Consider the following 24,388-nt stretch of genomic DNA (forward strand, 5'->3'; position numbering starts at 1 on the left):
CCGTGGCGGCGCAGGAGGCGTCGCGGACGGTTGCTGTTGCGCGTGTGGCGGAGGGGCCCGACACTTGGCTACCTATGAGCGCGGAAGATCGAGTGGAGCGAGCGCGGACGCTGTACGACAGGGCCGTCTTCGGCGGGGACGCGGGTGCGCTGGTCAGCGTCGAGCGCCTGCTGGACGCGATGGAGGCCGACCTGGCGCTGGCCCGGGGGAAGGTGCTCCACGCCCGGTTCGTCGACCGGCGCGGCGAGGAGTCGCCGGACGTCGCGGCCCTGACCGGCGCCGAGGAGATGGCGCTGTTCGAGCGGGCCGTGGAGCTGTATCACGGGCTCGGGGACGAGCGGGGCGAGGCGGAGGCGCTGTTCTGGGTCGGCGCCTGCCACCAGGTCGTCCTGGACGATCTCGAGGCCGCCGTGGTCTGGTTCGAGCGGTCTCGCGCGCTCGCGGCCGAGGCCGGTGACGCGCTGACGATGTCGTACGCGCTGCGTCACCTCGGCTTCGTCGAGCACATGGCCGGCCACCTGGAGGTGGCGCGTGAGCGGCTGGAGGAGTCCACCCGGCTGCGCAGGGAGGCGGGTTTCCTGCCCGGTGTGGCCGCCAACCTGGTCGGGCTGGCCTACGTCGCCGCCGGGCAGGAACGCGGCCAGGACGCGCTCGCGCTCCTCGACGAGGCCACGGCGATCGCCGAGGCCGCCGGCGCCGAGGCCATCCTGCGGCAGATCGAGGAGGCCCGGACGCGACTGTGACCCGCCCGCCATGGTCGCGGTCGCGCCCGGACGATGAGAACGGCCGTGCTGTTGTGATGACAATGGTCGTGCCGTGGTGATTCGAGCGGTCGCCCTGAGGGCCGTCCGGCCGGCGTGGAGGCCGGCCGGACGGGCCTGGTGAATGGGTCAGGGGCTGGTGCAGGTGGCGGTCGGGGTGGCCGCGGTGCCGTTGGCGGTGAAGCCGAAGGTCGTGGACCCGTTCGCCGGGATGGACCCGTTGTAGGCGGCGTTCTTCACCGAGACGTTGGAGCCGGAGACGGTCGGCGTTCCGCTCCACACGCTGCTGAAGCTCTGCCCGCTCGGCCAGGTCCACTGCACGGTCCACCCGTTGACCGCCGAGGAGCCCGCGGTGACCGTCACCGTCGTCTGGAAGCCGCCCGGCCAGCTGCTGACCGTGCTCAACGTCGCCGAGCACGCCCCGGTGCCCGGCGTGGGCGTCGGCGTGGGAGTCGGGGTGGGGGTCACCGTGGGCGTCGGGGTGGGCGTCGGGTCGGGTCCGGGGCCGCCCGCGGCGTTCAGCGCGTTGAGGACGGAGGTGTAGGCGGCCTTCTTGTTGCCGTTGCCGTCGAACAGCAGGGGGGTGTCGCCCGAGCGCCAGGAGTCGCTGTCACGCACGCCCCAGGTCGTGATGCCGGCGCAGCGCGGCACCGCCAGGCAGTCGTTGACGATGGCGGCGTAGGTGGTGGCCGACGCGCCCTGGACGTCCAGCTCGGTGATCTGCACGTCCACCCCGAGGGCGGCGAAGCTGGAGATCGTGGTGCGGTAGTTGGAGTTGTAGGGACTGCCGCTGTTGAAGTGCGACTGCAGCCCGACGCAGTCGATCGGCACGCCGCGGGACTTGAAGTCCTTGACCATGTTGTAGACGCCCTGCGTCTTGGCCCAGGTCCAGTTGTCGATGTTGTAGTCGTTGTAGCAGAGCTTCACGTCCGGGTCGGCCGCGCGCGCGGTGCGGAAGGCGACCTCGATCCAGTCGTTGCCGGTGCGCTGCAGGTTGGAGTCCCGCCGGCCGCCGCTGCTGTCGTCGAAGGCCTCGTTGACCACGTCCCACGCGTAGAGCTTGCCCTTGTAGTGGGCCATCACGCCGTTGATGTGGTTGATCATCGCCTGGCGCAGCGCGCTGCCCGAGAGCGACTGCATCCAGCCGGGCTGCTGGTTGTGCCAGGCCAAGGTGTGGCCGCGCACCCGCTTGCCGTTCTGCACCGCCCAGTTGTAGACCCGGTCGGCGTTGGTGAAGTTGAACTGCCCCTGGTTCGGTTCGGTGGCGTCGATCTTCATCTCGTTCTCGGGCGTCACCATGCTGAACTCGCGGCCGGCGATCGTGGTGTACTGCGAGTCGCCCAGCTTGCTCGCGCTGATGGCCGTGCCGAAGTACCGGCCGGTCCGGGCCGCCGCGGCGCCGAGGGTGGTGCCGGGCTCGCCCGGCGTGGGAGTCGGCGTGGGAGTCGGCGTGGGAGTGGGGGTCGGCGTGGGGGTGGGCGTCGGAGTCGGGGTGGGCGTCGGAGTGGGGGTGGGTGTGGGCGTCGGGGTCGGTGTGGGCGTGGGTGCGGCGGCGTTGAGGCCGAGGAAGTCGATGGCGTACTGCACCATGCCGCTCTGCGGCAGCGAGTGGCCGACGCCCTGGACGCTGATGCCCTCGACGGGGGCCTGCGTGAGGTTGGACCCGTAGCGGGTGCGCGTCCAGCCCGACTGCGGAGTGGTGGTGGACACCGGCGTCTGGCTGACGCCGTTGAGGTTGGTCCACTGCTTGATCTCTTCGCCGAAGTTCGGGTAGCGCAGAGTGTCGTCGGCGGTGCCGTGCCACAACTGCATGCGCGGGTAGGAGCCGCTGTAGCCGGAGTACATCGCGCGGGCCTGGTCACCCCACTGCTGGGCCGTCTTGGTGATCTGGCCGTTGGCGCACTGGCTGTTCCAGGTGGAGCCGTCGGTGGTGCCGAAGCACCCGGCGGGCACGCCCATGAAGGCCGAGCCGGCGGCGAAGACGTCGGGGTACTCGGCGGCCATGACGTTGGTCATCATCGCGCCGGAGGAGAAGCCGGTGACGAAGACGCGGCCCGGGTCGACGTTGTAGCGCTGCTTGGCGTAGTCGACCATCGACATGATGCCGACGGGGTCGCTGCCGCCGCCGCGCCTGAGCGCCTGCGGGGAGTAGACGTCGAAGCACTGCCCGCTGCGGGTGGCCTCGGGGAACACGATGACGTACCCGTATCGGTCGGCCGCGGTGACGTAGTCGCGGGCGTAGCCGTTGAAGACGGCCGACGCCGAGCCGGTGCAGTAGTGGATCGCGACCAGCAGCGCCGGCCGGGGTGCCACGTTGTCCGGCACGTAGATGTACATGTTCAGGTTGGTGGGATTGTTCCCGAAGCTCGTCACCCGGGTGAGCGAGGCCGCCGAGGCCGGCCTGGTGAGCACGATCGAGGTCGCCGCGATGGCGGGGACGATCGCGAGGGCCAGCAGGGCCCTGAGGAATCGTTTCACGTACTTGATCCCTTCCTAGATCAAGCCAAGGACGTGCCGGGGGTGCGCGCGGGCGCGCGAAAGCGCGGGTGAGCTGCGGTTTCACCGTCGCTCGCCCGGCTGGTACGGGATGGGGCCGAGATGTGGACTCATTGTGAGAAGACCCCTGAAACGTGTCAACAAACATCAGGAACGTTTCGCCCCGATTAACCGCTTAAGGAGCACCTGTTCTGCTGAAACGGCGGTGAAAGACCCGAAAGCTTTCGGATCGCCGCTCCCGCCCTCCGTCTCGACGGTCCGCTCATCCGTCTCGGCGGTCCGCTCATCGCCGAGGCCGCCTGGTCCCCGTCCGCATGCGCCCCGGCGCAGGGCCGCCGCCGACCGGCCGGTATTTTTGCCGCGAGCGTTTCGTCCCCCCAGAAAGGCGCCTCAGTGGAGATTCGCCGTGTCTCGTTCGACCACCCGGACGCGGTCAGGCTGAACAAGGAAGTACAGGCCGAGTACGGCCGCCGCTACCAGAGCGACGGCGACGCGACGCCGCTGGACCCTTCGATGTTCGAGCCCCCGAACGGCCTGTACGTCATCGCCTACGACGAGGAGGGCCTCCCCGTCGCCACCGGCGGCTGGCGCGCCCGGGACGAGGCGGACCAGGAGAACTACTCCGACGGCGACGCCGAGATCAAGCGGATGTACGTGGTGGAGGCGCTGCGCGGCAGGGGCCTGGCCCGCCGCATCCTGGCCCACCTGGAGGCCGACGCCCGCGCCGCGGGGCGCACGCGCATGGTGCTCGAGACCGGCGACGCCCAGCCCGAGGCGATCGCGCTCTATGCCTCCAGCGGTTACGAACTCTGCGTCAAGTTCGGCCACTACCGAAACAGCGAGAAGAGCCGCTGCTTCGCCAAGCTCCTCACCTCCTGACGGACGGCGCGCAGGCCGGCCGGCCAGCCGTCCGGCCGTGCTCGGGCCGTGCTCAGGCCGTGCCGTCCGGGGTGACCAGGCCCGACTGGTAGGCGAAGACGACGAGCTGGGCGCGGTCGCGGGCGTGGAGCTTGACCATGGCACGGCTCACATGGGTCTTGGCGGTCAGCGGGCTGATCACCATGTGCGCGGCTATCTCGTCGTTGGTCATGCCCCGCGCGACCAGCGCCACCACCTCGCGCTCCCGGTTGGTGAGCGAGGACAGCCCGGCGGGCACCGCGCGCGGCCGGCGGGCGACGAACTCACCGATCAGGCGGCGGGTGATGGACGGGGCGAGCAGCGCGTCCCCGCGCGCCGCGACGCGGATGCCGTGCAGCAGGTCGGCGGGGTCGGCGTCCTTGACCAGGAACCCGGTGGCCCCCGCGCGCAGCGCGTCGAACACGTACTCGTCCAGCCCGAAGTTGGTGAGGATCACCACGCGCACGCCGGGCAGCCGCTCGTCGGCCACGATGCGCCGCGTCGCCTCGATGCCGTCCATCACCGGCATCTGCACGTCGATGAGCACGACGTCCGGGACCAGCTCGCGGGTCAGGGCCACGCCCTGCCTGCCGTCCGGCGCCTCGCCCACCACCTCGATGTCCTTCTCGGGCGCGAGCAGCGCGCGGAAACCCGCGCGGATGAGCGCCTGGTCGTCGACCAGCAGCACACGGATCACGGGCGGTCCCGCGGAGGGAGGGGCGGCCCGGGAGGTGCCGCGCGGGAACCGCTCACGGGCGGTCCTGCAAGGGGAGTTCGGCGCGGACGGTGAAGCCGCCGCCGGGGCGGGGCCCGGCGTGCAGCCGGCCGCCGAGGGCGGCGACCCGTTCGCGCATGCCGGTCAGTCCCACGCCCGGCACGGGCGGCGGGCCGGCCGGCGGGACGCCGTCGTCATCGACCCGCACGGTCAGCGCCGCCGGGCCGTAGCCCACGTGGACCCGTGCACCGGTGTGCCCGGCGGCGTGGCGGGTCACGTTGGTGAGCCCCTCCTGGACGATGCGGTAGCCGGCCCGGTCGACGCCGGCGGGCAGCGCGCGGGGCTCACCGGTGATCTCCACGGTGACCGGCAGGCCGGCCGAGCGCGCCCGGGCCACCAGGTCGTCCAGCCGGTCCAGCCCGGTGCCGGGCGGGTCCCCGGCCGAGTCGCGCAGCACCTCAAGGGTGGCGCGCAGCTCGCGCATCGCCTCGCCACTGGCCTCCTGGATGGCCACCAGCGCCTCCGGAACCTCCTCGCCGCGCCCGCGCGCGAGGTGGACGGCCACGCCGGCCTGAACCTTGATGATGGAGATGCTGTGGGTGAGCGAGTCGTGCAGCTCCCGGGCGATGCGCAGGCGCTCCTCCCCGGCACGCCGCAGCGCGGCCTCTTCGCGGGTGCGCTCGGCCTCGGCGGCCCGCTGCCGCGCCTGTTCGAGGTAGGCCTGCCGGTGCCGGGTGACCGTCCCCCCGACGCCGGCCGCGAGGAACCAGCCGAGCAGCAGGACGGCCGACTGGTTGAGGTGCTGGCGGTCCTGCACGGGGGCGGTCAGCACGTTGTCGGCCACGATGCCGAGCAGGAACGCGGCGCCGGCGACGGCGGGCAGGATACGGCGGCCCGACCGCACCACGGCGAACACCGCGATGAGCACCGGGAAGGCCGCCGACGGCCCCGGGTGCGTCCGCAGCGCGTAGACCAGCATGAACGTCGTGGCGACGACCAGGGCGGCCGCCGGAGCCCTGCGCCAGGCCACGACGGAGCAGGTGCCGGCCAGCAGGATCAGGTAGTCCAGCGGGTCCGCGCGGGGGAGCGACACGGCGTCGGCCACCGACAGCAGGGTGACCACGGCGGCGAGCAGGACGTCGATCGCGAGCGGGCGCCACGGCCGCCCGGAGGACACGGCCGGTGCCCGGCCTTCGTGCGCGAACCCCATCCCAGCACGGTAGAGCCTGCCGCGCCGCGTCTCCTCCGCTCCAGGGCGTAACCCGGCCTACTCCCGCCGTGGTACATCCGCCGGCCCGTGCGCTCCGGGGCGTACCGGGGCATCTCCCGCGGCCGGACGACGGGCGGGCGCCGGACGGGCGACGATCGCCGCTCGGACGACGATCGCCGTCCGGGGACATCATCTCGGCAGGAGCTTCCAATCGTGCTTTTCCGACTCGTCAAAGCGCTGACCGCCCTCACCACGGGCCTGCTCGCGGGGGCCTTCGGCTACGGCGTCGTGAACGTGGTCTACGCCTTCCACGCCGTGCCCGTCCCGGTGCGCCTGACCTTCCACGCGGCGTTGATGCAGGTCAACGGCGTGGTGATGCAGGCGCTGATGGGCCTGACGCTGCTCAGCACGCTGGCGCTGGCCGTCATGGCCGCCGGCGTCCCGAGGCTGCTGGCCGCGGCCTCGGCGGCGCTGGTGCTCACCACGTTCCTGATCACCCGGTTCGGCAACGTCCCCCTCCACCCGCTGATCGAGAAGTGGGCGGTCACATCGCCGCCCCCCGGGTACGCCGCGGTCCTCGACCGGTGGGAGATGTTCAACCTCATCCGCACCGGCACCGTCCTCACCGCCTTCGCCCTCGTCGTCCTCCTCCTGGTCACCTCCGAACGACGACGCACGCCCGGCGCCAAGGGGTGAGCCGTTGATGCGGCCGACGCCGCCGAAGAGGATGATGCGTCGTGTTCGTTCGCTGGTTGCGAGTTTCGCGATCGGGGACGGCGTGGAGGGGAAGATCCCGCGTCGTCTTCGGACGCGGTGAGAGGGTTGGCATGGATTCGGCGTTCTGGGACGATGCGGACCGCCTTCTGGTCCGGTATGGAGGCGGCTTCACCCCACGGGTCATCGAGCGTGCCGCCGGTGCGTACGTCTACGATCGCCAGGGCCGGGCGATCCTCGACTTCACCTCGGGGCAGATGAGCGCCATCCTCGGCCACGCCCACCCGGACATCGTGGCCACGGTCTCCTCGGCCGTCGCTTCGCTGGACCACCTCTTCAGTGGCATGCTCAGCGCTCCGGTGCTGGAGCTGGCCCGCAGGCTCACCGCGACCCTGCCCGAGTCGCTCGCCAAGATGCTGCTGCTCACCACGGGAGCCGAGGCGAACGAGGCAGCGATCAAGATGGCCAAGCTCGCCACCGGCCGCTTCGAGATCGTCTCATTCGACCGCTCCTGGCACGGCATGACGCAGGGGGCCGCCGCCGCGACCTTCTCCGCCGGGCGGCGCGGCTACGGTCCCCCGATGCCGGGAAACCTCGCGCTGCCCGCGCCGAACGCCTATCGCTCGCCGTTCCGGTCCTCCGACGGGTCGCACGACTGGGAGGCCGAACTCGACTACGGCTTCGCCCTGGTCGACCGGCAGTCCGCCGGCAGTCTCGCCGCCTGCCTCATCGAGCCCATCCTGTCCTCGGGCGGCATCATCGACCTGCCGCCCGGGTATCTGCGCCGCCTCAAAGAGATGTGCGACGAACGCGGCATGCTGCTCATCCTGGACGAGGCGCAGACCGCTCTCGGCCGCACCGGGCTGATGTACGCGTTCGAGCGCGACGGGGTCGCGCCCGACATCCTGACGTTGTCCAAGACCCTGGGAGCCGGGCTGCCGGTGGCGGCCGTGGTCACGACCGCCGAGATCGAGCAGGTCTGCCACGACCGGGACTTCCTGTTCTACACCACCCACGTCTCCGACCCCCTGGCCGCCGCCGTGGCCCTGACGGTCCTCGACGTCATCGACCGCGAGAGCCTCCCGCAGCGTGCCGCGACGCTGGGCGGCCTGCTCGCCGAGCGGCTGCTGGCGCTTCGCGACGAGTACGAGGTGGTCGGCGACGTCCGCGGCCGGGGTCTGCTCCAGGGGGTCGAGCTCGTCGAGGACAAGAAGAGCAAGGCGCCCGCCGACGCGCTGGGCAAGGCGGTCACCTCGGCCTGTCTCGAACGCGGGCTGCACATGAACATCGTCCAGCTTCCGGGGATGGGCGGCATCTTCCGCATCGCCCCGCCTCTCACGATCAGCGAGGACGAGCTGCACGCCGGCGTGGACATCCTGGAGGCGTCCATCAAGGCCGTGCACCTCCGACGGTTCTGAGCCGGCCTGCTGAAATTTTCAGGGGGGCCGATGGCCGTGGGGCCGCGTCTTTCGGCTGGTCGCCAAACTAATAGGGCGATCTTCGCTGGTCAGTCCGGGGTTGACCTGCCGAGGTCGTTTGTGTGGAGGTGGGGCGTCAGATAGCGTCGCGGGTGCGGGAGCGCTCCCCTTCCCCGGAATCCCCCCGACCGGAACACGGAGACCGCACGATGTCCCACCGCATTCTTCGCTCACCCCGTCGCGCCTTTCGCGCGCTGGCCGTCCTGATGTGCGCGGTCCTGCTGTCCTCGGTCCCCTTCACCGGGACCGCGTCGGCGCACGGGTCGGTCGTCAACCCCGCCTCCCGCAACTACGGCTGCTGGCTGCGCTGGGGCAACGACTTCCAGAACCCCTCGATGCAGCAGCAGGACCCGATGTGCTGGCAGGCGTGGCAGGACAACGTCAACGCCATGTGGAACTGGAACGGGCTCTACCGCGAGAACGTGGCCGGCAACCACCAGGGCGTCATCCCCAACGGCCAGCTCTGCAGCGCCGGTCTGACCGAGAACGGCCGCTATCGCTCCATGGACAGGCCCGGCGCGTGGAAGATGACCAACCTGGGCAGCACGTTCAACATCAACCTGATGGACCAGGCCGCCCACGGCGCGGACTACATCAGGGTCTACATCACCCGCCAGGGCTACAACGCCCTCACCACGCCGCTCGGCTGGAACAACCTGGAACTGGTCCGGGAGACCGGCAGGTACGCGCAGGCCAACACCTACATGATCAACAACATCTCGCGCGGGTCCCGCACCGGCCGGCACGTGATCTACACGATCTGGAAGGCCTCGCACGCGGACCAGAACTACTACTTCTGCAGCGACGTCAACTTCGTCTGACGAACGGCCCGCCGCCCGCGACCGTCCGGTCTCCTCCGCACGCCGCCCCGTGCGGAGGGGACCGGGCCCTTGCCGAGATCGCCTCGGTGCTCACCTGAGTGAGCACCGAGGCGACCGGGTCACTGCACGGTGATCTTGTCCACCTCGATGGTGATGCCCTTCACCTCGTCGGTGGAGGTGGCGGTCGTGACCGAGCCCACGCCGGAGCTCACGCCCTTGACCTTCATGGTGTAGGTCAGCTTGCCGCCGGGGGCGCCGGGGGTGCTGCTGACCCGGTAGTCCTCGGTCGGCGGCCCGGAGATCTGGGCGCCGGCCGTGCCGTCGGAGTTCTCGGCGCCCACGGTCAGCCCGTAGGAGGCGCCGGGATCACCGGGCAGGTTGGACGGGTCGTAGGCGTAGGTGATGTCCTCGGCGCCGTTGACGCCGATCCACTGCTGGAAGACCTTCAGGCTCGAGGTCCCGTACAGGTGGACGCGCCACTCGATGACGAGCCAGGTGGACACGCCGTCGGTCAGCGTGCCGGCGTAGACGCCGGGGGCGCCGCCGCCGTCCAGGTCGGTCCAGTAGGCGGCCAGCACGTTGTTCGGCGTCGCCGGGTCGGGCAGGGTCTGCGGGCTGAAGGAGACGTCCGCCGACCCGTTGGTGCCGCCCACGACGCTGTAGCCGTCGGAGACCACGCCGAGGCGGGTGTAGCTCTTGCCCGCGTAGGTGAAGGCCGGGACGTTGAAGTTCACCGACTCCTCGTCCCCGATCGGGGTCGGCGCGATGCCGAACGCGTCCAGCGGCAGGTAGCCCGCCGGGCCGGCGCCGGGGGCGATGGCCGGGCGGTCGGGCTGCCGCCCGGCCAGTGTGGCCTTGGTGGTGGCGATCTGCGTGCCCACCTTGGTCGCGCCGGTCACGCCGTTCAGCCGCAGCCGCGCGTCCAGGGTGCTGAGCGCGGTGACCTCGGTGTCCTTGAGCGTGGTGTTCTCCACGGTCACCGTGCAGGTGGACTCGCCGGTGTTCTTGGCGATGGTGGCCGGCGCGCAGGTCTGGTCGACCGGCACGACGCCCTCCTTGCGGTAGAACGCGACGGGCAGGTGCAGGTCGCGCGAGCCGCCGACCTGCTTGAGGTTCACCTGGCCGAAGTACTGCCCCTCGGGCAGGTCCGGCGCGGTGACCACGATGGTCAGCTTGGCGCTCTTGCCGGGCTTGACGCTGAACAGCGGGGGCAGCACCGTGACGTTGGCGCCGCTGGGCGCGGTGCCGGTCGCGGTGTAGGTGAGCGTCTTGTCGGTGACGTTGGTGACCGTCCGCTTGGCGGTGATGATGCCGGGCATGACCGGCGCGTTCACCGACGGCACGTTGAGGTCGATGCGGTTCAGCGGGTCGGCCGCCGAGGCCGCGTAGTTGACCGCCGTCTCGTCCAGGGTGAGCCCCGGGTCGCCGGCCTTGGTGAGGTCGATGCGGCCGCCGCCGTAGTCGAACGGGTCGGCGGGGGTGACCCGGTCCTGCTTGGTGACCGCGGTCTTGGCCGTGGTCTCCAGCGCCGACTTGACCTGGCCCGGCGTCCAGTCCGGGTGCAGCGCGAACAGCAGCGCGCCGGCCCCGGCCACGTGCGGCGACGACATCGAGGTGCCGGCGATCACCTGGTAGAGGTTGCCGGGCGGGCCCTCCAGCGGAGACTCCGGCGTCGGGGTCTGCCCGGCCAGGATGTGCAGGCCCGGCGCGGTGACGTCCGGCTTGAGGAAGTCGCCGGCCGGCCCTCGCGAGGAGAACGTCGTGATGACGTCGCCCTGCCAGGTGGTCTTGGCGCCCTGGGTGAACGACGCCGTCGCGCCGGGGTTGGCGGCCAGGAAGTTCAGCAGGGTCGTGCTCTCGGGCTGGTCGATGTGGACGGCCGGCAGCCAGTGGTTGTCGGTCATCACGTCGAGCGGCGTCGCGTTGTAGAGGATCATGCCCGCCGCGCCGCCCTGCCGGACCGAGAAGCCCTTGAGCACCCGGTTGGGGCCGCGCTGGCAGACGACGATCTTGCCGCTGAACAGGCCCGGAGGCGCCGGGGTGAGGCACAACGGGTCGGAGTACGGCGGGGCGGCGGCCGACACCACGGGCCGGGCGGTGGTGACACCCTGGGTGATGGAGGCGCCCGAAATGGTGGCCTTGGCGCCGCCGGTCCCGTTGAGCGTGATCGTCGAGCGGAAGGTGCGCGTCTGCGTGGAGGCGGCGACGGTCGTCACCCACGGCGAGGCGTGGTCGGTGGTCCCGGCGCCGGGCCCTGCGTTGCCGGCCGAGGCGGAGACGAAGACCCCGGCCGCGTACGCGTCCAGGAACGCCAGCTCGACCGGGTCGCTGTAGGGGTCGGCGCCGCCCGAGATCGAGAAGTTGATCACGCGGACGCCGTCGAGGATGGCGCGGCCCACGGCGGCGGCGGAGTCGGAGGAGAAACAGCCCTCGGCGCCGCAGACCTTGTACACCGACACGGCCGCCGCGGGGGCGATGCCGTGGATCGGGCCGCGGCTGATGCCGAGCGGGTTGGCGTCCGCCACCGGCCCGCCGGCCGAGGTGGAGGCGGTGTGGGTGCCGTGCCCGTTGGAGTCGCGGGCGCTGTCGGGGTACACCTCGCCGCCGTAGACGGCGTTGTAGGTGTCGATGAACGGCCGGCCGCCGACCAGCTTGTGGTTGCAGACGAACGGGTCGGCGGCGGGCGTCAGCGGGTTGTCGCCGAAGTCGCACACGCGCGGCGTGCCGTCCTTGGTGGGCGGGGGAGCGGGCAGGCCGCCGGGGTCGGCGAAGGAGGGGTGCTCGGGCCAGACGCCCGAGTCCAGGCTGGCGAAGATGACGCCCTTGCCGGAGGAGTTGGTGCCGCCGAGCTTGTTGTAGATCGTGGGGGCGCCGATGAAGTCGGAGCTGGCGTCGGTCAGCGGGTGCTGCAGGTCGTCCTTCTGCACGGCGGCGACGCCGGGCAGCTTCAGCAGGTCGGCGGCCTTGTTCGCCGGGACGCTGAGCGCGATGCCGCCGTAGACGGTGCGCAGCTTCTGGCCCGCCCTGGCGCCGGGGAGGCGCCTGCCGAGCTCGCCGAGGAAGGCGTTCTCGACGCCCTCGATGTGCTTCTCGTACTGCTTGGCCGCCGTGCTGGTGACGTCCAGGCTCTTGCCGGTGACCGAGGGGCTGGTGCCCTTGAGCCCGTCCACTCCGCCCTTGTAGGCGGCGAGGGAGTCGTAGTCGAGCTTCACGACCACGTTGACGGGCTTGGCCGACGTCGCCCCGAACAGGGATGCGTCACTTCTGGCCAGCTTGCCGCTCGGGGACCTGGCCCCCTGGACGCGGTCGGCCGGGGTCAGCGCGGTGGCCTTCCACTTGCTGGTCGAACCGGTCGCGGGGCTCGCCGAGCCCGTCGCCGTGCTCGGCGAGGGATCGGCGGACGCCGGCACGGCCGGGCTCATCACCGCGATGACCGCGAGACTCGCTCCGGCCGCCGCGACGCGGCGCGACCGGGATAAGAGGGTGGGAAGGGGCTTGCGTGGCACGACACCTCCTGGTGAACCACCTGGACTCGCCGCCCGGCGGGCATGGAGGAGTCGCGTCACCCGTGCGCACGGGAAAGGACCCCACCCTCCCCGTCGGGCGACACTGGCCGGCGAGCCGTCTCCGGGTCGCCGAACTCAGACGGAGTCTAGATGCGCGCCACTTTTCCGCCTAGATCGCGGTAAGCCTCGATCAGCAGCAATATCTGACCAAATGTGGACATGGAACGGTTAAATGCTGTGATCGTCGCAGTTAGCGGACCGTTCCAAAGCGGGCCGCGTACAATCACGGGCGTGAAGCTGAAGCTTGATCTCCATGACATCTACAACAAGGGCGGCGAGATCGACCGGGCGCTGCGCGGCATCATCCAGGAGGCGGTGCAGAAGAAGGCCACCGAGGTCGAGATCATCCCCGGCAAGGGGTCCGGCCAGCTCAAGAAGAAGGTGCTGCGCTTCCTCGACCAGAAGGAGGTCAAGGCCCTGTACCACCGCATCGACAAGGACGCCAAGAACCACGGCCGCCTGTTCGTCTACTTCCGCTGGAAGTGACGCAAAGGGTGACGACCCCCGCAAAAGCGTATAAGACCGATGAAATAGGCTGACCTCGGTCATGATCGGCTAGCGGAAGGGGACACCGTGCCGGAGAACGTCCAGGACGTCGAGGAGAGCGGGGCCGCCTGTGCGGCCGACCGGCTGGAGGAGGCCATCGGGCGCGCGTCCGGCGCGGCGTCCGGCACGCGGGCCTCGCGGGAGGGATACGCCGAGGTCACCTCCGAAGCCGAGCTGCGCGCGCTGCTCGGCGAGGTGATGCCCCGGGCGGTCACCAAGGAGCGCACGGCCCTGCACGAGCTCGACCGTGAGTGGCTCGCGGCCTCCCCGTTCTGCCTGATCGCCACGGCGGACGCGGACGGCGCCTGCGACGTCTCACCGAAGGGCGACCCGCCCGGGTTCACGCTCGTCCTGGACGACACCACGATCGCCATCCCCGAGCGCCCGGGCAACCGCCGGGCCGACGGCTTCCTCAACGTCCTGGCCAACCCGCACGTCGGCCTGATCTACCTCGTGCCCGGCCGCAACGAGACGCTGCGCATCAACGGCCGCGCCCGCCTGCTGCGCGAGGCCCCGTTCTTCGACCAGATGGTCGTCAAGGGACACCGGCCGCAACTGGCCCTCGTCGTGGAGATCGAGCAGATCTTCTTCCACTGCGCCAAGGCGTTCATGCGCTCGTCGCTCTGGAAGCCCGCCACCTGGGACCCGGGCGTCCTGCCGCCGCACGCGCAGATCGTCAAGGCCATCCAGCCGACCGAGGAGAGCCTCGCGGAGCTGGAGCGCTACTACGGCGCCCAGTACGCCGAGCGCCTCTACCGGAGCTGAACGCCTCTCCTCAGCTGTCGCCCTCGCTCTGAGCGTCACCTCGCCGTGGACGCCGCCCCCGCCGGCGCCGCACACCTCGGGGAGCGGCGGGCAGAGATGGAGGAAGCGGTCGGCCATGCGCAGAGCCGGGTCCAAGCGCCGCCCGAGCGGGGCGGCGCCGCGAGGCCGAAGGCGTTCAGGCGTTCGATCGCTTCCTCTCTTCGATGATAACTCCGCCCGAAGGCGCAGGTCACGGCCGTGAACGCGGTGCGCGGGCCGGGCGGGAGCGGCGTCCGGCGCCGTCCGGGGGTGGCACGAGGGGGCCGTCCGGGTCCACCATCGTGCAGGCACGGCAGCGCCGGGAGGAGAACGACATGGTGCAGACCACTGACGGCACGGAGGTGTTCCGCGCGGCCCGCGACTTCCTGCTCGCCCACCGCGAGGACTACGCCACCGCCTACGAGAAGTTCGAATGGCCGGCGCCGTCCCGGTTCAACTGGGCGCTCGACTGGTTCGACGTCATCGCAAGGGGCAACGACGACCCCGCGCTGTGGATCGTCGAGGAGGACGGCTCCGAGCGCAGGCTGTCCTTCGCCGACATGTCCCGCCGCTCCTCGCAGGTGGCCGGGTGGCTGCGCGCCCAGGGCGTGCGCCGCGGCGACCGCCTGGTGCTCATGCTCGGCAACCAGGTCGAGCTGTGGGAGACGATCCTGGCGACGATGAAGCTGGGGGCGGTGCTGATCCCCACGGCGCCGCTGCTCGGCCCCGCCGACCTGCGCGACCGCGTCGAGCGCGGCGGCGCGCGGCACGTGGTCGCGGGCGCGGCGGACGCCGCCAAGTTCGACGGCGTGCCCGGCGCCTACACCCGCGTGGCCGTCGGCGGGCCGGTGCCCGGCTGGCTGGACTACGCCGCCGCCTACGACCACGACCCCGCCTTCGAACCGGATGGGCCCACCGCGGCCGACGACCCGCTGTTGCTGTACTTCACCTCGGGGACCACGGCCCGGCCCAAGCTCGTGGAGCACACCCACGCCTCCTACCCGGTCGGCCACCTGTCCACGATGTACTGGATCGGGCTGCGGCCCGGGGACGTGCACCTGAACATCTCCTCGCCGGGGTGGGCCAAGCACGCCTGGAGCAACGTGTTCGCGCCCTGGAACGCGCAGGCGTGCGTGTTCGTGTTCAACTACACCCGCTTCGACGCGGCGCGGCTGCTGCGCGAGATCGACCGCTGCGGGGTCACCGCCTTCTGCGCGCCCCCCACGGTGTGGCGGATGCTCATCCAGTCCGACCTGTCGTGCCTGCGCACCCCGCCGCGCGAGGCGGTCAGCGCGGGTGAGCCGCTCAACCCCGAGGTGATCGACCAGGTGCGCGCCGCCTGGGGGCTGACCATCCGCGACGGCTACGGGCAGACCGAGACCACCGTCCAGGTGGCCAACACGCCCGGGCAGCAGCTCAAGCCGGGCGCGATGGGACGTCCCGCGCCCGGGTACCGGGTGGTCCTGGTGGACCCGATCACCGGAGAGCCGGCCGAGGAGGGCGAGATCTGCCTGGACCTGGCCCGCCGCCCGCTCGGGCTGACCGCCGGCTACCACGGCGACGACGGGCGCACGGCCGAGGCCATGTCCGGCGGTTACTACCACACCGGCGACATCGGAGCCCGGGACGCCGAGGGCTACATCACCTTCATCGGCCGCACCGACGACGTGTTCAAGGCCTCGGACTACCGCATCTCGCCGTTCGAGCTGGAGAGCGTGCTGATCGAGCACGAGGCCGTCGCCGAGGCCGCCGTCGTCCCGTCCCCCGACCCGGTGCGGCTGGCGGTGCCCAAGGCGTACGTGGTCCTGGCGGCCGGGTGGGACCCGACGGCCGCGACCGCGGCGGCCATCTTCGCGCACTGCCGGGCCCACCTCGCGCCGTTCAAGCGGGTGCGGCGGCTGGAGTTCGGCGAGCTGCCCAAGACCATCTCGGGCAAGATCCGGCGGGTGGAGCTGCGCGACGGCGAACGGGACAAGCACGCCGCCGCCGGCGACCGCCCCGCCGGGGAGTACCGCGACACCGACTTCCCCGCCGAACCGCCCCGGTAGCCTTCCCCGCCCCGCCGGCGGCGCGCACGGGAGGCGCGGGCCTCGGCAGGGCGGCCCGCCGATCCGCGGGCCGGCGATCCGCGGCCCGGCGGATCGCGGGCCGGCGGACCGGCGTGCTAGGACTCGGCCTCGGCGACGCCGGGGGCGCGGATCAGGTCGACGTCCTCGGGGTCGGCGGCGACGCCGTTCTCGGCCGCGACCTGCGCCAGCAGCAGCTCGCCGCTGCGCGCGACGTGGGCGCGCATCGCCGCGGCCGCCGCGGCGGCGTCGCCGGCCTCCACCGCGGCCAAAATCGGCTCGTGCTCTGCGGCGATGTCCACCAGCGAGCGCGAGCGGTCGACGGTGGAGGCGCCCAGCGTCATCGTCGCGTCGCGCAGGTTGCCGACGATGCCGACGAGCCTGCGGTTGGCGCCGGCGTTCAGCAGCAGGTCGTGGAAGGCGCGGTCGTGGCGCATGAAACGCGGCTCGTCGTCCTGCTCGGCGGCGGCGCGCATCAGCGCCAGCTCGCCGCGCATGCCCTCGACGACCTCGGGACCGGCGCGGCGGGCGGCGACGCGCGCCGCCGGGACCTCCAGCAGCAGCCGGAGCTGGAACACCTCGGCGATCTCCTTGGGGTCGCGCCGCAGCACGCGAAAGCCCCGGCTGCGCTCGAAGCGGACCATGCCCGCCTCGGCCAGGCGCAGCATGGCCTCGCGCACGGGCGTGCGTGAGACGTTGAGCTGCGCGGCGAGCTGGTACACCGAGTACAGCTCGCCGGGACGGAGCTCGCCGGAGTGGATCGCCTCACGGACGGCCGCGATCACCTGCTCCGTGAGGCTGGACGCGCCGCCGACCGTTCGCACCGAGGGGGGACCTTTCCGCTGTGATTCGACTCCTGGGGGACTCTACCGCTGAATGACCGGAACACCCCTTGCCGTCCCGAATGTTGACATGCAGCATGCTACGTACCGGATTCCGGGTCTGAGGCGTCCTGTGCGCGTACCGGTCACCGGCCGTCCCTCCCCGCCGTGCCGGGTGACGCGCGCATCCTTCCCGCCGTGCCAGGTGACCCGCTCATCCTCCCCGGCCCGGGGACTCCGCGTGTCCGCCGGGTGAACATCGTCCGACTCGGCGGCGCGTATTCTTGACTGATTCAAGAAAATAGGCCAGTCTTTTGCGGTGGCCACGACCTCGGAATACCAGCGGATGCTGCGCGGCGCGGCGATGCGCGTGACCCGTCCACGGGTGGCGGTGCTGAGCGCGGTGTACGCGCATCCGCACGCCGACACCGACTCGATCATCCGCGCCGTGCGCCGTGACCTCCCCGAGGTGTCCCACCAGGCCGTGTACGACTCGCTGCACGCGCTGACGGCCGCGGGCCTGGTGCGCCGCATCCAGCCGTCCGGCTCGGTGGCCCGCTACGAGTCGCGCGTCGGTGACAACCACCACCACGTCGTGTGCCGCTCGTGCGGCGTCGTCGCCGACGTCGACTGCGCGGTCGGCGAGGCGCCGTGCCTGACCGCCTCCGACGACCACGCGTTCTCGATAGACGAGGCCGAGGTCACCTACTGGGGCCTGTGCCACGACTGTTCCACCGCCCGCAGTTCCTGAGCACCCTGATATTCGCCTAGTCCCTAAGGATCTCCATGTCCGAGAACCATGATGCAATCGTCACCGACGCCAAGGCGGAGGGCGGAGGTGGCTGCCCGGTCGCGCACGAGCGCGCCCCGCACCCGACCCAGGGCGGCGGAAACCGCCAGTGGTGGCCGGAGCGGCTGAATGTGAAGATCCTCGCCAAGAACCCCGCCGTGGCCAACCCCTTCGGTGAGGAGTTCGACTACGCCGAGGCGTTCAAGTCCCTGGACCTCCCGGCCGTGAAGCAGGACATCGCCCAGGTGCTGACCACCTCGCAGGACTGGTGGCCGGCCGACTACGGCCACTACGGCCCGTTCATGGTCCGCATGGCGTGGCACAGCGCGGGCACCTACCGCATCAGCGACGGCCGCGGCGGCGCCGGCGCCGGGCAGCAGCGCTTCGCCCCGCTCAACAGCTGGCCCGACAACGGCAACCTGGACAAGGCCCGCCGCCTGCTGTGGCCGGTGAAGAAGAAGTACGGCAAGGCGCTCTCGTGGGCCGACCTGCTGATCCTGGCCGGCAACGTCGCCCTTGAGTCGATGGGCTTCACGACCTTCGGCTACGCCGGCGGCCGCGAGGACGTCTGGGAGCCCGAGGAGGACGTGTACTGGGGCCCCGAGTCCACCTGGCTGGACGACAAGCGCTACACCGGCGACCGCGAGCTCGAGAGCCCGCTCGGCGCGGTGCAGATGGGCCTGATCTACGTCAACCCCGAGGGCCCGAACGGCAACCCCGACCCGCTGGCCTCGGCCCGCGACATCCGTGAGACCTTCCGCCGGATGGCGATGAACGACGAGGAGACCGTCGCCCTCATCGCGGGCGGCCACACCTTCGGCAAGACCCACGGCGCCGGCCCCGCCGACCACGTCGGCCCCGACCCCGAGGCCGCTCCCATGGAGAACCAGGGCTTCGGCTGGAAGAACTCCTTCGGCACCGGCAAGGGCGGCGACGCCATCACCAGCGGCCTCGAGGGCGCGTGGACCAACACCCCGATCACCTGGGACAACAGCTTCTTCGAGATCCTGTTCGGCTATGAGTGGGAGCTGAGCAAGAGCCCCGCCGGCGCCCACCAGTGGAAGCCCAAGGACGGCGCCGGGGCCGGCACCGTGCCCGACGCCCACGACCCGCTGAAGACGCACGCCCCGACGATGCTCACCACCGACCTCGCGCTGCGCGTCGACCCGATCTACGAGCAGATCTCGCGGCGGTTCCTGCAGAACCCCGGCGAGTTCGCCGACGCCTTCGCCCGCGCGTGGTTCAAGCTGACCCACCGCGACATGGGCCCGGTCGTGCGCTACCTCGGCCCGGAGGTCCCCTCGGAGACGCTGCTCTGGCAGGACCCGCTGCCCCCGGTGACCCACGAGCTCGTCGACGCCGAGGACATCGCCTTCCTCAAGAGCCGCGTCCTGGACTCCGGCCTGCCGGTGTCGCAGCTGGTGTCCACCGCCTGGGCGTCGGCCTCCTCCTTCCGCGGCAGCGACAAGCGCGGCGGCGCCAACGGCGCGCGCATCCGCCTCGAGCCGCAGAACGGCTGGGAGGTCAACGACCCCGACCAGCTCGCGACGGTGCTGCGCACCCTGGAGGGCGTGCAGGAGTCCTTCAACGCCGCCCAGACCGGCGGCAAGCGCATCTCGCTCGCCGACCTCATCGTGCTGGCCGGCGCCGCCGCCGTCGAGAAGGCCGCCAAGGACGCCGGCTTCGCCGTCGAGGTGCCCTTCACGCCGGGCCGCGTGGACGCCTCGCAGGAGCAGACCGACGTCGAGTCGTTCGCCGCGCTCGAGCCGTCCGCCGACGGCTTCCGCAACTACCTCGGCAAGGGCAACCGGCTGCCGGCCGAGTACCTGCTGCTCGACCGGGCCAACCTGCTGACCCTCAGCGCCCCCGAGATGACCGTCCTGGTCGGCGGCCTGCGCGTCCTGGGCGCGAACTACCAGCAGTCGCCGCTCGGCGTCTTCACCCGGACCCCCGGCACCCTGACCAACGACTTCTTCGTCAACCTGCTCGACCTGGGCACGACGTGGAAGGCGACCGCCGAGGACGCCGGCACCTTCGAGGGCCGCGACGACGCCACCGGCCAGGTCAAGTGGATCGGCAGCCGCGCCGACCTGGTGTTCGGGTCCAACTCCGAGCTGCGCGCGCTCGCCGAGGTCTACGCCTGCGACGACGCGAAGGAGAAGTTCGTCAAGGACTTCGTCGCCGCGTGGGTCAAGGTGTCCAACCTCGACCGGTTCGACCTCGTCTGATCGCGACGTGCGGGCCGGCCGGGCTCCGGCCGGCCCGCACGCGCTTCCTCCGGGCGATCTGTACGGCGGACGCCGCCGGCGTGGCACAGTAGGCGGAAAGATCGTTCGGGTGAGCAGGTGAGGAGGGCGCGATGGACGCCGCGCGCCGGCCGGTCCGCATCGCCAACGCCTCGGGGTTCTACGGGGACAGGCACACGGCCATCGCCGAGATGGTGACCGGCGGCGAGGTGGACGTCGTCACCGGCGACTACCTGGCCGAGGTGACGATGCTCGTCCTGGCCAAGGGGCGGGCCCGCGACCCCGAGGCCGGCTACGCCGCGAGCTTTCCTGCGCAGCTCGCCCCCGTCCTCGGCGCGGTCCTCGACCGGGGGACCAAGGTGGTCGTGAACGCGGGCGGGCTGAACCCGCGCGGGCTGGCCGCCCGTCTCACCGCCCTGGCGGACGCCGCCGGTCTGTCGCCGCGCGTCGCCTGCGTCACCGGGGACGACCTGCTGGACCGGCTCGGCGAACTCCAGGCCGCCGGCCACCCGCTGGCGCACGCCGAGCGCGGCACCCCGCTCGCCGGGTCGGGGCTCACGCCGCTCACCGCCAACGCCTACCTCGGCGGATGGGGCATCGCCCGCGCGCTCTCGGCCGGCGCCGACATCGTCGTCTGCGGCCGGGTCAGCGACGCCGCGCTCACCGCCGGACCGGCGGCGTGGTGGCACGGCTGGGCCCGCGACGACTGGGACCGCCTCGCCGGGGCCGTCGCCGCCGGGCACGTCATCGAGTGCGGCGCGCAGGCCACCGGCGGCAACTACTCCTCCTTCCTGGAGCTCCCCGGCCTGACCCGTCCCGGCTTCCCGATCGCCGAGGTCGCGGCCGACGGCGGCGCGGTCATCACCAAGCACCCGGGCACCGGGGGAGCGGTGACGGTCGGCACGGTCACCGCGCAGCTCGTCTACGAGATCCAGGGCACCCGGTACCTGAACCCGGACGTGACCACGCTCCTGGACACCGTGACGCTGAGGCAGGCCGGCCCGGACCGCGTCGAGATCAGCGGGACGCGCGGCGCGCCCCCGCCGCCCTTCGCCAAGGTCGCGATCACCGCGCTCGGCGGCTACGAGAACGAGATCACCCTCGTGCTGACCGGCCGCCACATCGAGGAGAAGGCCGCGCTCGCCGAGCGCGCGGTGCGGGAGGGGCTGGGCGAGGGGTGCTCGGCCGACTTCCAGCGCGTCGGCACGGCCGCGCCGGACGCCGCCGACCAGAACGCCGCCTCGTGCCTGCTGCGCGTCGCGGTCAAGGGACCGCAGGAGAAGGCCGTCGGACGGGCGTTCTCCGGCCTGGTCGTCGGGCTCGCACTCGGCAGCTATCCCGGGTTCTACGCCACAGGGACGCCCCAGGGAGCGCGCAGCTACGGCACGTACTGGCCGGCGACCGTCCCGATCACCGAGGTCGACCACCGCGTCGTCCTGCCCGACGGCACCGTCGAGCCCGTCCCTTGGCCCCCCACCGCCGACCCCATCCTGACCGGCCCCGCTCTGACCGGCCCCGCTCTGACCGGCCCGACTATGCGCCGACCGGCCGGTTCCCCGGCCGGCAGCGGGCCGGCCCTGGGTGAACCGCCCCCGAGTGAACCGGCTGTGGAGGGGCGGGCCGGGCGACCGACCGTGAGCGGGCGGGCCGTGACGCCGGAGGACGCGGGCGACTCCCCGGTGCGGGTGCCGCTGGGTGAGGTGGCCGACGCGCGGTCGGGAGACAAGGGCGGGAACGCCAACCTCGGCCTGTGGGCGCGCGACGAGGAGTCCTATGGCTGGATGCGGCGCGCGCTCACCGTCGACCGGCTGCGCGAACTGCTCCCCGAGGCCGCCGGCCTGCCGATCGACCGCCACGAGCTGCCCAACCTGCGCGCGCTGAACTTCGTGGTGCACGGCCTGCTGGGGGAGGGGGCGACGGCGACCAGCCGCTTCGACGCCCAGGCCAAGGCACTCGGGGAGTTCGTCCTGTCCCGCCTGGTCGAGGTCCCGCCGTCCGCCGTCCTCGCCGCCAAGGCCGCGAGGACGGCCGCCCCTTGACCGGAACGTCCGTCCTTTGACCGGAACGTCCGTCCTTTGACCGGAACGTCCGTCCTTTGACCGGAACGTCCGTCCTTTGACCGGAACGTCCGCCCCTGATCGCGGGGCGTCCGTCCCTGACCACAGAGGCGCCCGCCCTTGACCACAGAGGCGTCCGCCCCTGTCCGCGAGGGCGTCCGTCCCGTGGCCGCGATCGCGGAAGCGCCGCGATGGCGTGCGCCGGCCGTGGTGGCGGGTCAGCCGGACCAGTGAGGGGCGGCTCGCCACGGGTAGAGGGGGAGACGGACGAACACCGCTCCGACGTCGAAGGCGCCCTCCCAGTCGGTGGGCTCCTCCCCGCGCAGGTACCTGGCGGCGAGGCCGTCGAGCGGCGCGCCGGTCGAGGGGCGCGGCTGAGGGAAAGCCGCCAGCGCCTCGCGCAGGTCTCCCGCCGACTCCACGACCGCGGCGAACCGGAGTGGGTGGTGGTCGCGGCGGACGGCCGCGCTGTAGCACAGGTCGCTCAGCGGCGGGGCGTCGTCGCCTTCGAGCAGGGCGAGGTAGGCGCGGGCCAGCCGGGCCAGTGCCTCCTGGCTGAGGGCGGACATGGTGAACAGGTGGTGGCGCCGCGACGCGGGGGAGCGGCGGGGCGGCACGGCCGGTGCCCGGCCGAGCACGACGTGCACGTTCACCGCCGACAACCCCGTGCCGCTCACCCTGGCGACGGCCCCCTCGGGCAGGTCGTGTGGCGCGGGCGACGCGGGAACGGCCGGCCGGTGCCACGGGACGGGCGTCCCTGGGCCGTCGGGAGCGGGCGTCGGCGGCGCCATGCCGTACTCCAGATCCAGGTCCAGGTCCTGCCGCGGCTCCTGCTCCAGGCGCAGGACGGTGCTCATCAGCCCGGCCATGCCGGAGTCCGCTCGCACGTGCCCCGAGCCGTCTTCACCTCCGTCCGCTCCCGCGAGCGGCGGCCGTTCGCGGTGGTCGACGGCCGTGGGGTCGGCTCCGGCGTCCTGGTACGCCCAGCGGAGCGCGTCGATCATGCCGGACGCGGCCGGCCTGAGCACGGGACCGTCCGTCGCGCCGTCGCTGGAGACCGCCGTGCCGAGGATGACGCCGCGGATGGCGTCGCCGTCCGCGAGGGCGCGGTCGAGCCTCTTGAGCACGACGACCCGGACGCCATCCCCCTGGCGGCGTCCGCGCGCCGGCACGCGGGCGAACCCGCGGCGGGCGTCCTGGACCGTCAGCGCGTCCCAGGGACCTGGGGCGCCCTCGTCGGCGAGCGGTCGCAGGTCGATCCCGCCCGCGAGCGCCAGGCCGGTATCGCCGGTGCGCAGGCTCTGGCAGGCCAGATGGACGGCGGTCAGCGAGGACGTGCAGGCGGTGTCCAGGGTCACGCTCGGCCCGCACAGTCCGAAGGTGGCCGACAACCGCCGGGAGAGCGTGCCGCGGTGGTCGCGCGGGGTGAGCGTCCTGAGGGGGGCACGGGATGGGCGGGAGGGACGTTCGGGCTCGTCCATGTGCGCGTTTCCGATGAAGACGGCCGTGCGGCCGCCCGCGACGCGGCTCGGGCGAAGGCCGGCGTCCTCCAGCGCCTCCCACGCGGTCATCATCAGCAGGCGTTGGCGCGGGTCCAGGCCCGCCGCCTGGTCGGCGTCCATGCCGAAGAGCACCGCGTCGAAGCCGTGCATGTCCGGCACGAGCCCCTCCGCGTGCGGGAGGAGGCCGTCCGCGTCCGGAGAAAGCCTCTGCGCGTGGGGGAGGAGCCCGTCGGCGTGCGACAGGAGCCCCTCCGCGTCCGGGAGCCATCCCCGCGCGTCCCGCGGCCGCCCCCTCCTGCCGGGCCTGCGCCTCCTCGCCTCGGCGTACACGCTGTCCGCGCGCGCGAAAGGCCCCCCGACGCCGAGATGGGTGCGGCCCCTGCCGACGGGGGGCGCGTGCGTGTCGAGGTACAGCCGGTCGGGCATTGGCGCGTTCCTGGAGGAGGGGCCGGGGGGCTCGACGGCGGTGACCAGGGCGTCTTCGAGCGGCCCTTCCAGGTCGCCGGGGCCGGACGGGCCGGGGGGCCTGAACCCCATTCCGATGATGGCGATGGGGTCGTTCATCGGCGCCCCCCCTCACCGGCCGGGGCGCGGTGCGGTGTGCGGCGGATGCCGGCCGCCAACGGCCGGGGGCCCGCGAAGTACGCGGCGGAGTATGTCATGAGTCACTCTCATGTGCGACGGCCGGAATTAAATAATTGAATACCGGAACAGTGCGCGCGAAGTGTCGAGTACGCGGCCGGTCGCCCGGCGTATGGTGATTCCCCGTGCGCAGGAAGCCCCATTCCCTGCCCCTAATCCCGTCGAAACTCTAAGATGCGTCCGCCGGATACGTCAAGACGGCCATCACGGTACACTTGTATCAACGCCGGAATATCCGGGGTGATATCCCGATGAATATTCATGTTCGCGGCGGGCG

General features: G+C 72.1%; 17 protein-coding genes. 11 read left to right on the forward strand and 6 right to left on the reverse strand.

All coding sequences use genetic code 11. The features are described from left to right. Positions 1–92 precede the first annotated feature (92 nt). The gene (locus tag ABZT47_RS24350; RefSeq protein ID WP_354846208.1) at positions 93–743 is read left to right on the forward strand and encodes a hypothetical protein; all 651 of its coding nucleotides are present in this window, start codon (positions 93–95) and stop codon (positions 741–743) included. Between the two features lie 147 nt (positions 744–890). On the opposite strand, the gene ABZT47_RS24355 is transcribed toward ABZT47_RS24350, so the two are convergent. After that, positions 891–3,239, reverse strand: coding sequence for a PHB depolymerase family esterase (locus tag ABZT47_RS24355; RefSeq protein WP_354846211.1), 2,349 nt, complete (start codon positions 3,237–3,239; stop codon positions 891–893). 411 nt (positions 3,240–3,650) lie between these two features. Here ABZT47_RS24355 and ABZT47_RS24360 point away from each other — a divergent pair, with 411 nt between their 5' ends. Next, positions 3,651–4,136, forward strand: coding sequence for a GNAT family N-acetyltransferase (locus ABZT47_RS24360; protein ID WP_354846214.1), 486 nt, complete (start codon positions 3,651–3,653; stop codon positions 4,134–4,136). 52 nt (positions 4,137–4,188) lie between these two features. On the opposite strand, the gene ABZT47_RS24365 is transcribed toward ABZT47_RS24360, so the two are convergent. Together ABZT47_RS24365 and ABZT47_RS24370 are read right to left on the reverse strand one after the other, a co-directional pair. Then, a complete protein-coding gene (locus ABZT47_RS24365) occupies positions 4,189–4,851 on the reverse strand; it encodes a response regulator transcription factor (RefSeq protein WP_354846217.1) in 663 nt (220 codons plus the stop codon). A 52-nt stretch (positions 4,852–4,903) separates the two neighbouring features. Then, entirely contained in the window at positions 4,904–6,079 is a 1,176-nt protein-coding gene (locus tag ABZT47_RS24370; RefSeq protein ID WP_354846220.1) for a histidine kinase, read from the reverse strand. A 213-nt stretch (positions 6,080–6,292) separates the two neighbouring features. On the opposite strand from ABZT47_RS24370, the gene ABZT47_RS24375 reads away from it, so the two are divergent. From ABZT47_RS24375 to ABZT47_RS24385, 3 genes are all read left to right on the forward strand, one after another. Then, positions 6,293–6,775, forward strand: a complete 483-nt coding sequence (locus ABZT47_RS24375) for an anthrone oxygenase family protein (protein ID WP_354846222.1) — start codon at positions 6,293–6,295, stop codon at positions 6,773–6,775. A gap of 131 nt (positions 6,776–6,906) precedes the next feature. After that, a complete protein-coding gene (locus ABZT47_RS24380) occupies positions 6,907–8,211 on the forward strand; it encodes an aspartate aminotransferase family protein (protein WP_354846225.1) in 1,305 nt (434 codons plus the stop codon). Positions 8,212–8,420: 209 nt separating this feature from the next. Beyond that, positions 8,421–9,092, forward strand: a complete 672-nt coding sequence (locus ABZT47_RS24385; RefSeq protein ID WP_354846228.1) for a lytic polysaccharide monooxygenase auxiliary activity family 9 protein — start codon at positions 8,421–8,423, stop codon at positions 9,090–9,092. Positions 9,093–9,211: 119 nt separating this feature from the next. On the opposite strand, the gene ABZT47_RS24390 is transcribed toward ABZT47_RS24385, so the two are convergent. Further along, positions 9,212–12,598, reverse strand: coding sequence for a S8 family serine peptidase (locus tag ABZT47_RS24390; RefSeq protein ID WP_354846230.1), 3,387 nt, complete (start codon positions 12,596–12,598; stop codon positions 9,212–9,214). A 291-nt stretch (positions 12,599–12,889) separates the two neighbouring features. Here ABZT47_RS24390 and ABZT47_RS24395 point away from each other — a divergent pair, with 291 nt between their 5' ends. The 3 genes from ABZT47_RS24395 (at position 12,890) to ABZT47_RS24405 (ending at position 16,035) form a co-directional block, all read left to right on the forward strand. Further along, the gene (locus ABZT47_RS24395; protein ID WP_354846233.1) at positions 12,890–13,144 is read left to right on the forward strand and encodes a Smr/MutS family protein; all 255 of its coding nucleotides are present in this window, start codon (positions 12,890–12,892) and stop codon (positions 13,142–13,144) included. Between the two features lie 156 nt (positions 13,145–13,300). Continuing rightward, positions 13,301–13,969, forward strand: coding sequence for a pyridoxamine 5'-phosphate oxidase family protein (locus tag ABZT47_RS24400; RefSeq protein ID WP_354846512.1), 669 nt, complete (start codon positions 13,301–13,303; stop codon positions 13,967–13,969). A 353-nt stretch (positions 13,970–14,322) separates the two neighbouring features. Beyond that, the gene (locus ABZT47_RS24405; RefSeq protein WP_354846236.1) at positions 14,323–16,035 is read left to right on the forward strand and encodes an AMP-binding protein; all 1,713 of its coding nucleotides are present in this window, start codon (positions 14,323–14,325) and stop codon (positions 16,033–16,035) included. Between the two features lie 116 nt (positions 16,036–16,151). Here the strand turns inward: ABZT47_RS24405 and ABZT47_RS24410 are convergent, their stop codons facing one another. Then, a complete protein-coding gene (locus ABZT47_RS24410) occupies positions 16,152–16,877 on the reverse strand; it encodes a GntR family transcriptional regulator (protein ID WP_354846239.1) in 726 nt (241 codons plus the stop codon). A 343-nt stretch (positions 16,878–17,220) separates the two neighbouring features. Here ABZT47_RS24410 and ABZT47_RS24415 point away from each other — a divergent pair, with 343 nt between their 5' ends. From ABZT47_RS24415 to ABZT47_RS24425, 3 genes are all read left to right on the forward strand, one after another. Next, entirely contained in the window at positions 17,221–17,625 is a 405-nt protein-coding gene (locus ABZT47_RS24415; RefSeq protein ID WP_354846515.1) for a Fur family transcriptional regulator, read from the forward strand. A 35-nt stretch (positions 17,626–17,660) separates the two neighbouring features. Beyond that, a complete protein-coding gene (katG, locus tag ABZT47_RS24420; protein ID WP_354846241.1) occupies positions 17,661–19,892 on the forward strand; it encodes a catalase/peroxidase HPI in 2,232 nt (743 codons plus the stop codon). Positions 19,893–20,023: 131 nt separating this feature from the next. Next, on the forward strand, positions 20,024–21,949 hold the full coding sequence (locus ABZT47_RS24425; protein ID WP_354846244.1) for an acyclic terpene utilization AtuA family protein: 1,926 nt from the start codon (positions 20,024–20,026) through the stop codon (positions 21,947–21,949). Between the two features lie 236 nt (positions 21,950–22,185). On the opposite strand, the gene ABZT47_RS24430 is transcribed toward ABZT47_RS24425, so the two are convergent. Further along, on the reverse strand, positions 22,186–24,033 hold the full coding sequence (locus ABZT47_RS24430) for a beta-ketoacyl synthase N-terminal-like domain-containing protein (protein WP_354846246.1): 1,848 nt from the start codon (positions 24,031–24,033) through the stop codon (positions 22,186–22,188). Positions 24,034–24,388: the final 355 nt, after the last annotated feature.

It is taken from the genome of Sphaerisporangium sp. NPDC005289 (assembly GCF_040607455.1).
Taxonomy (GTDB): Bacteria; Actinomycetota; Actinomycetes; order Streptosporangiales; family Streptosporangiaceae; genus Sphaerisporangium; species Sphaerisporangium rhizosphaerae.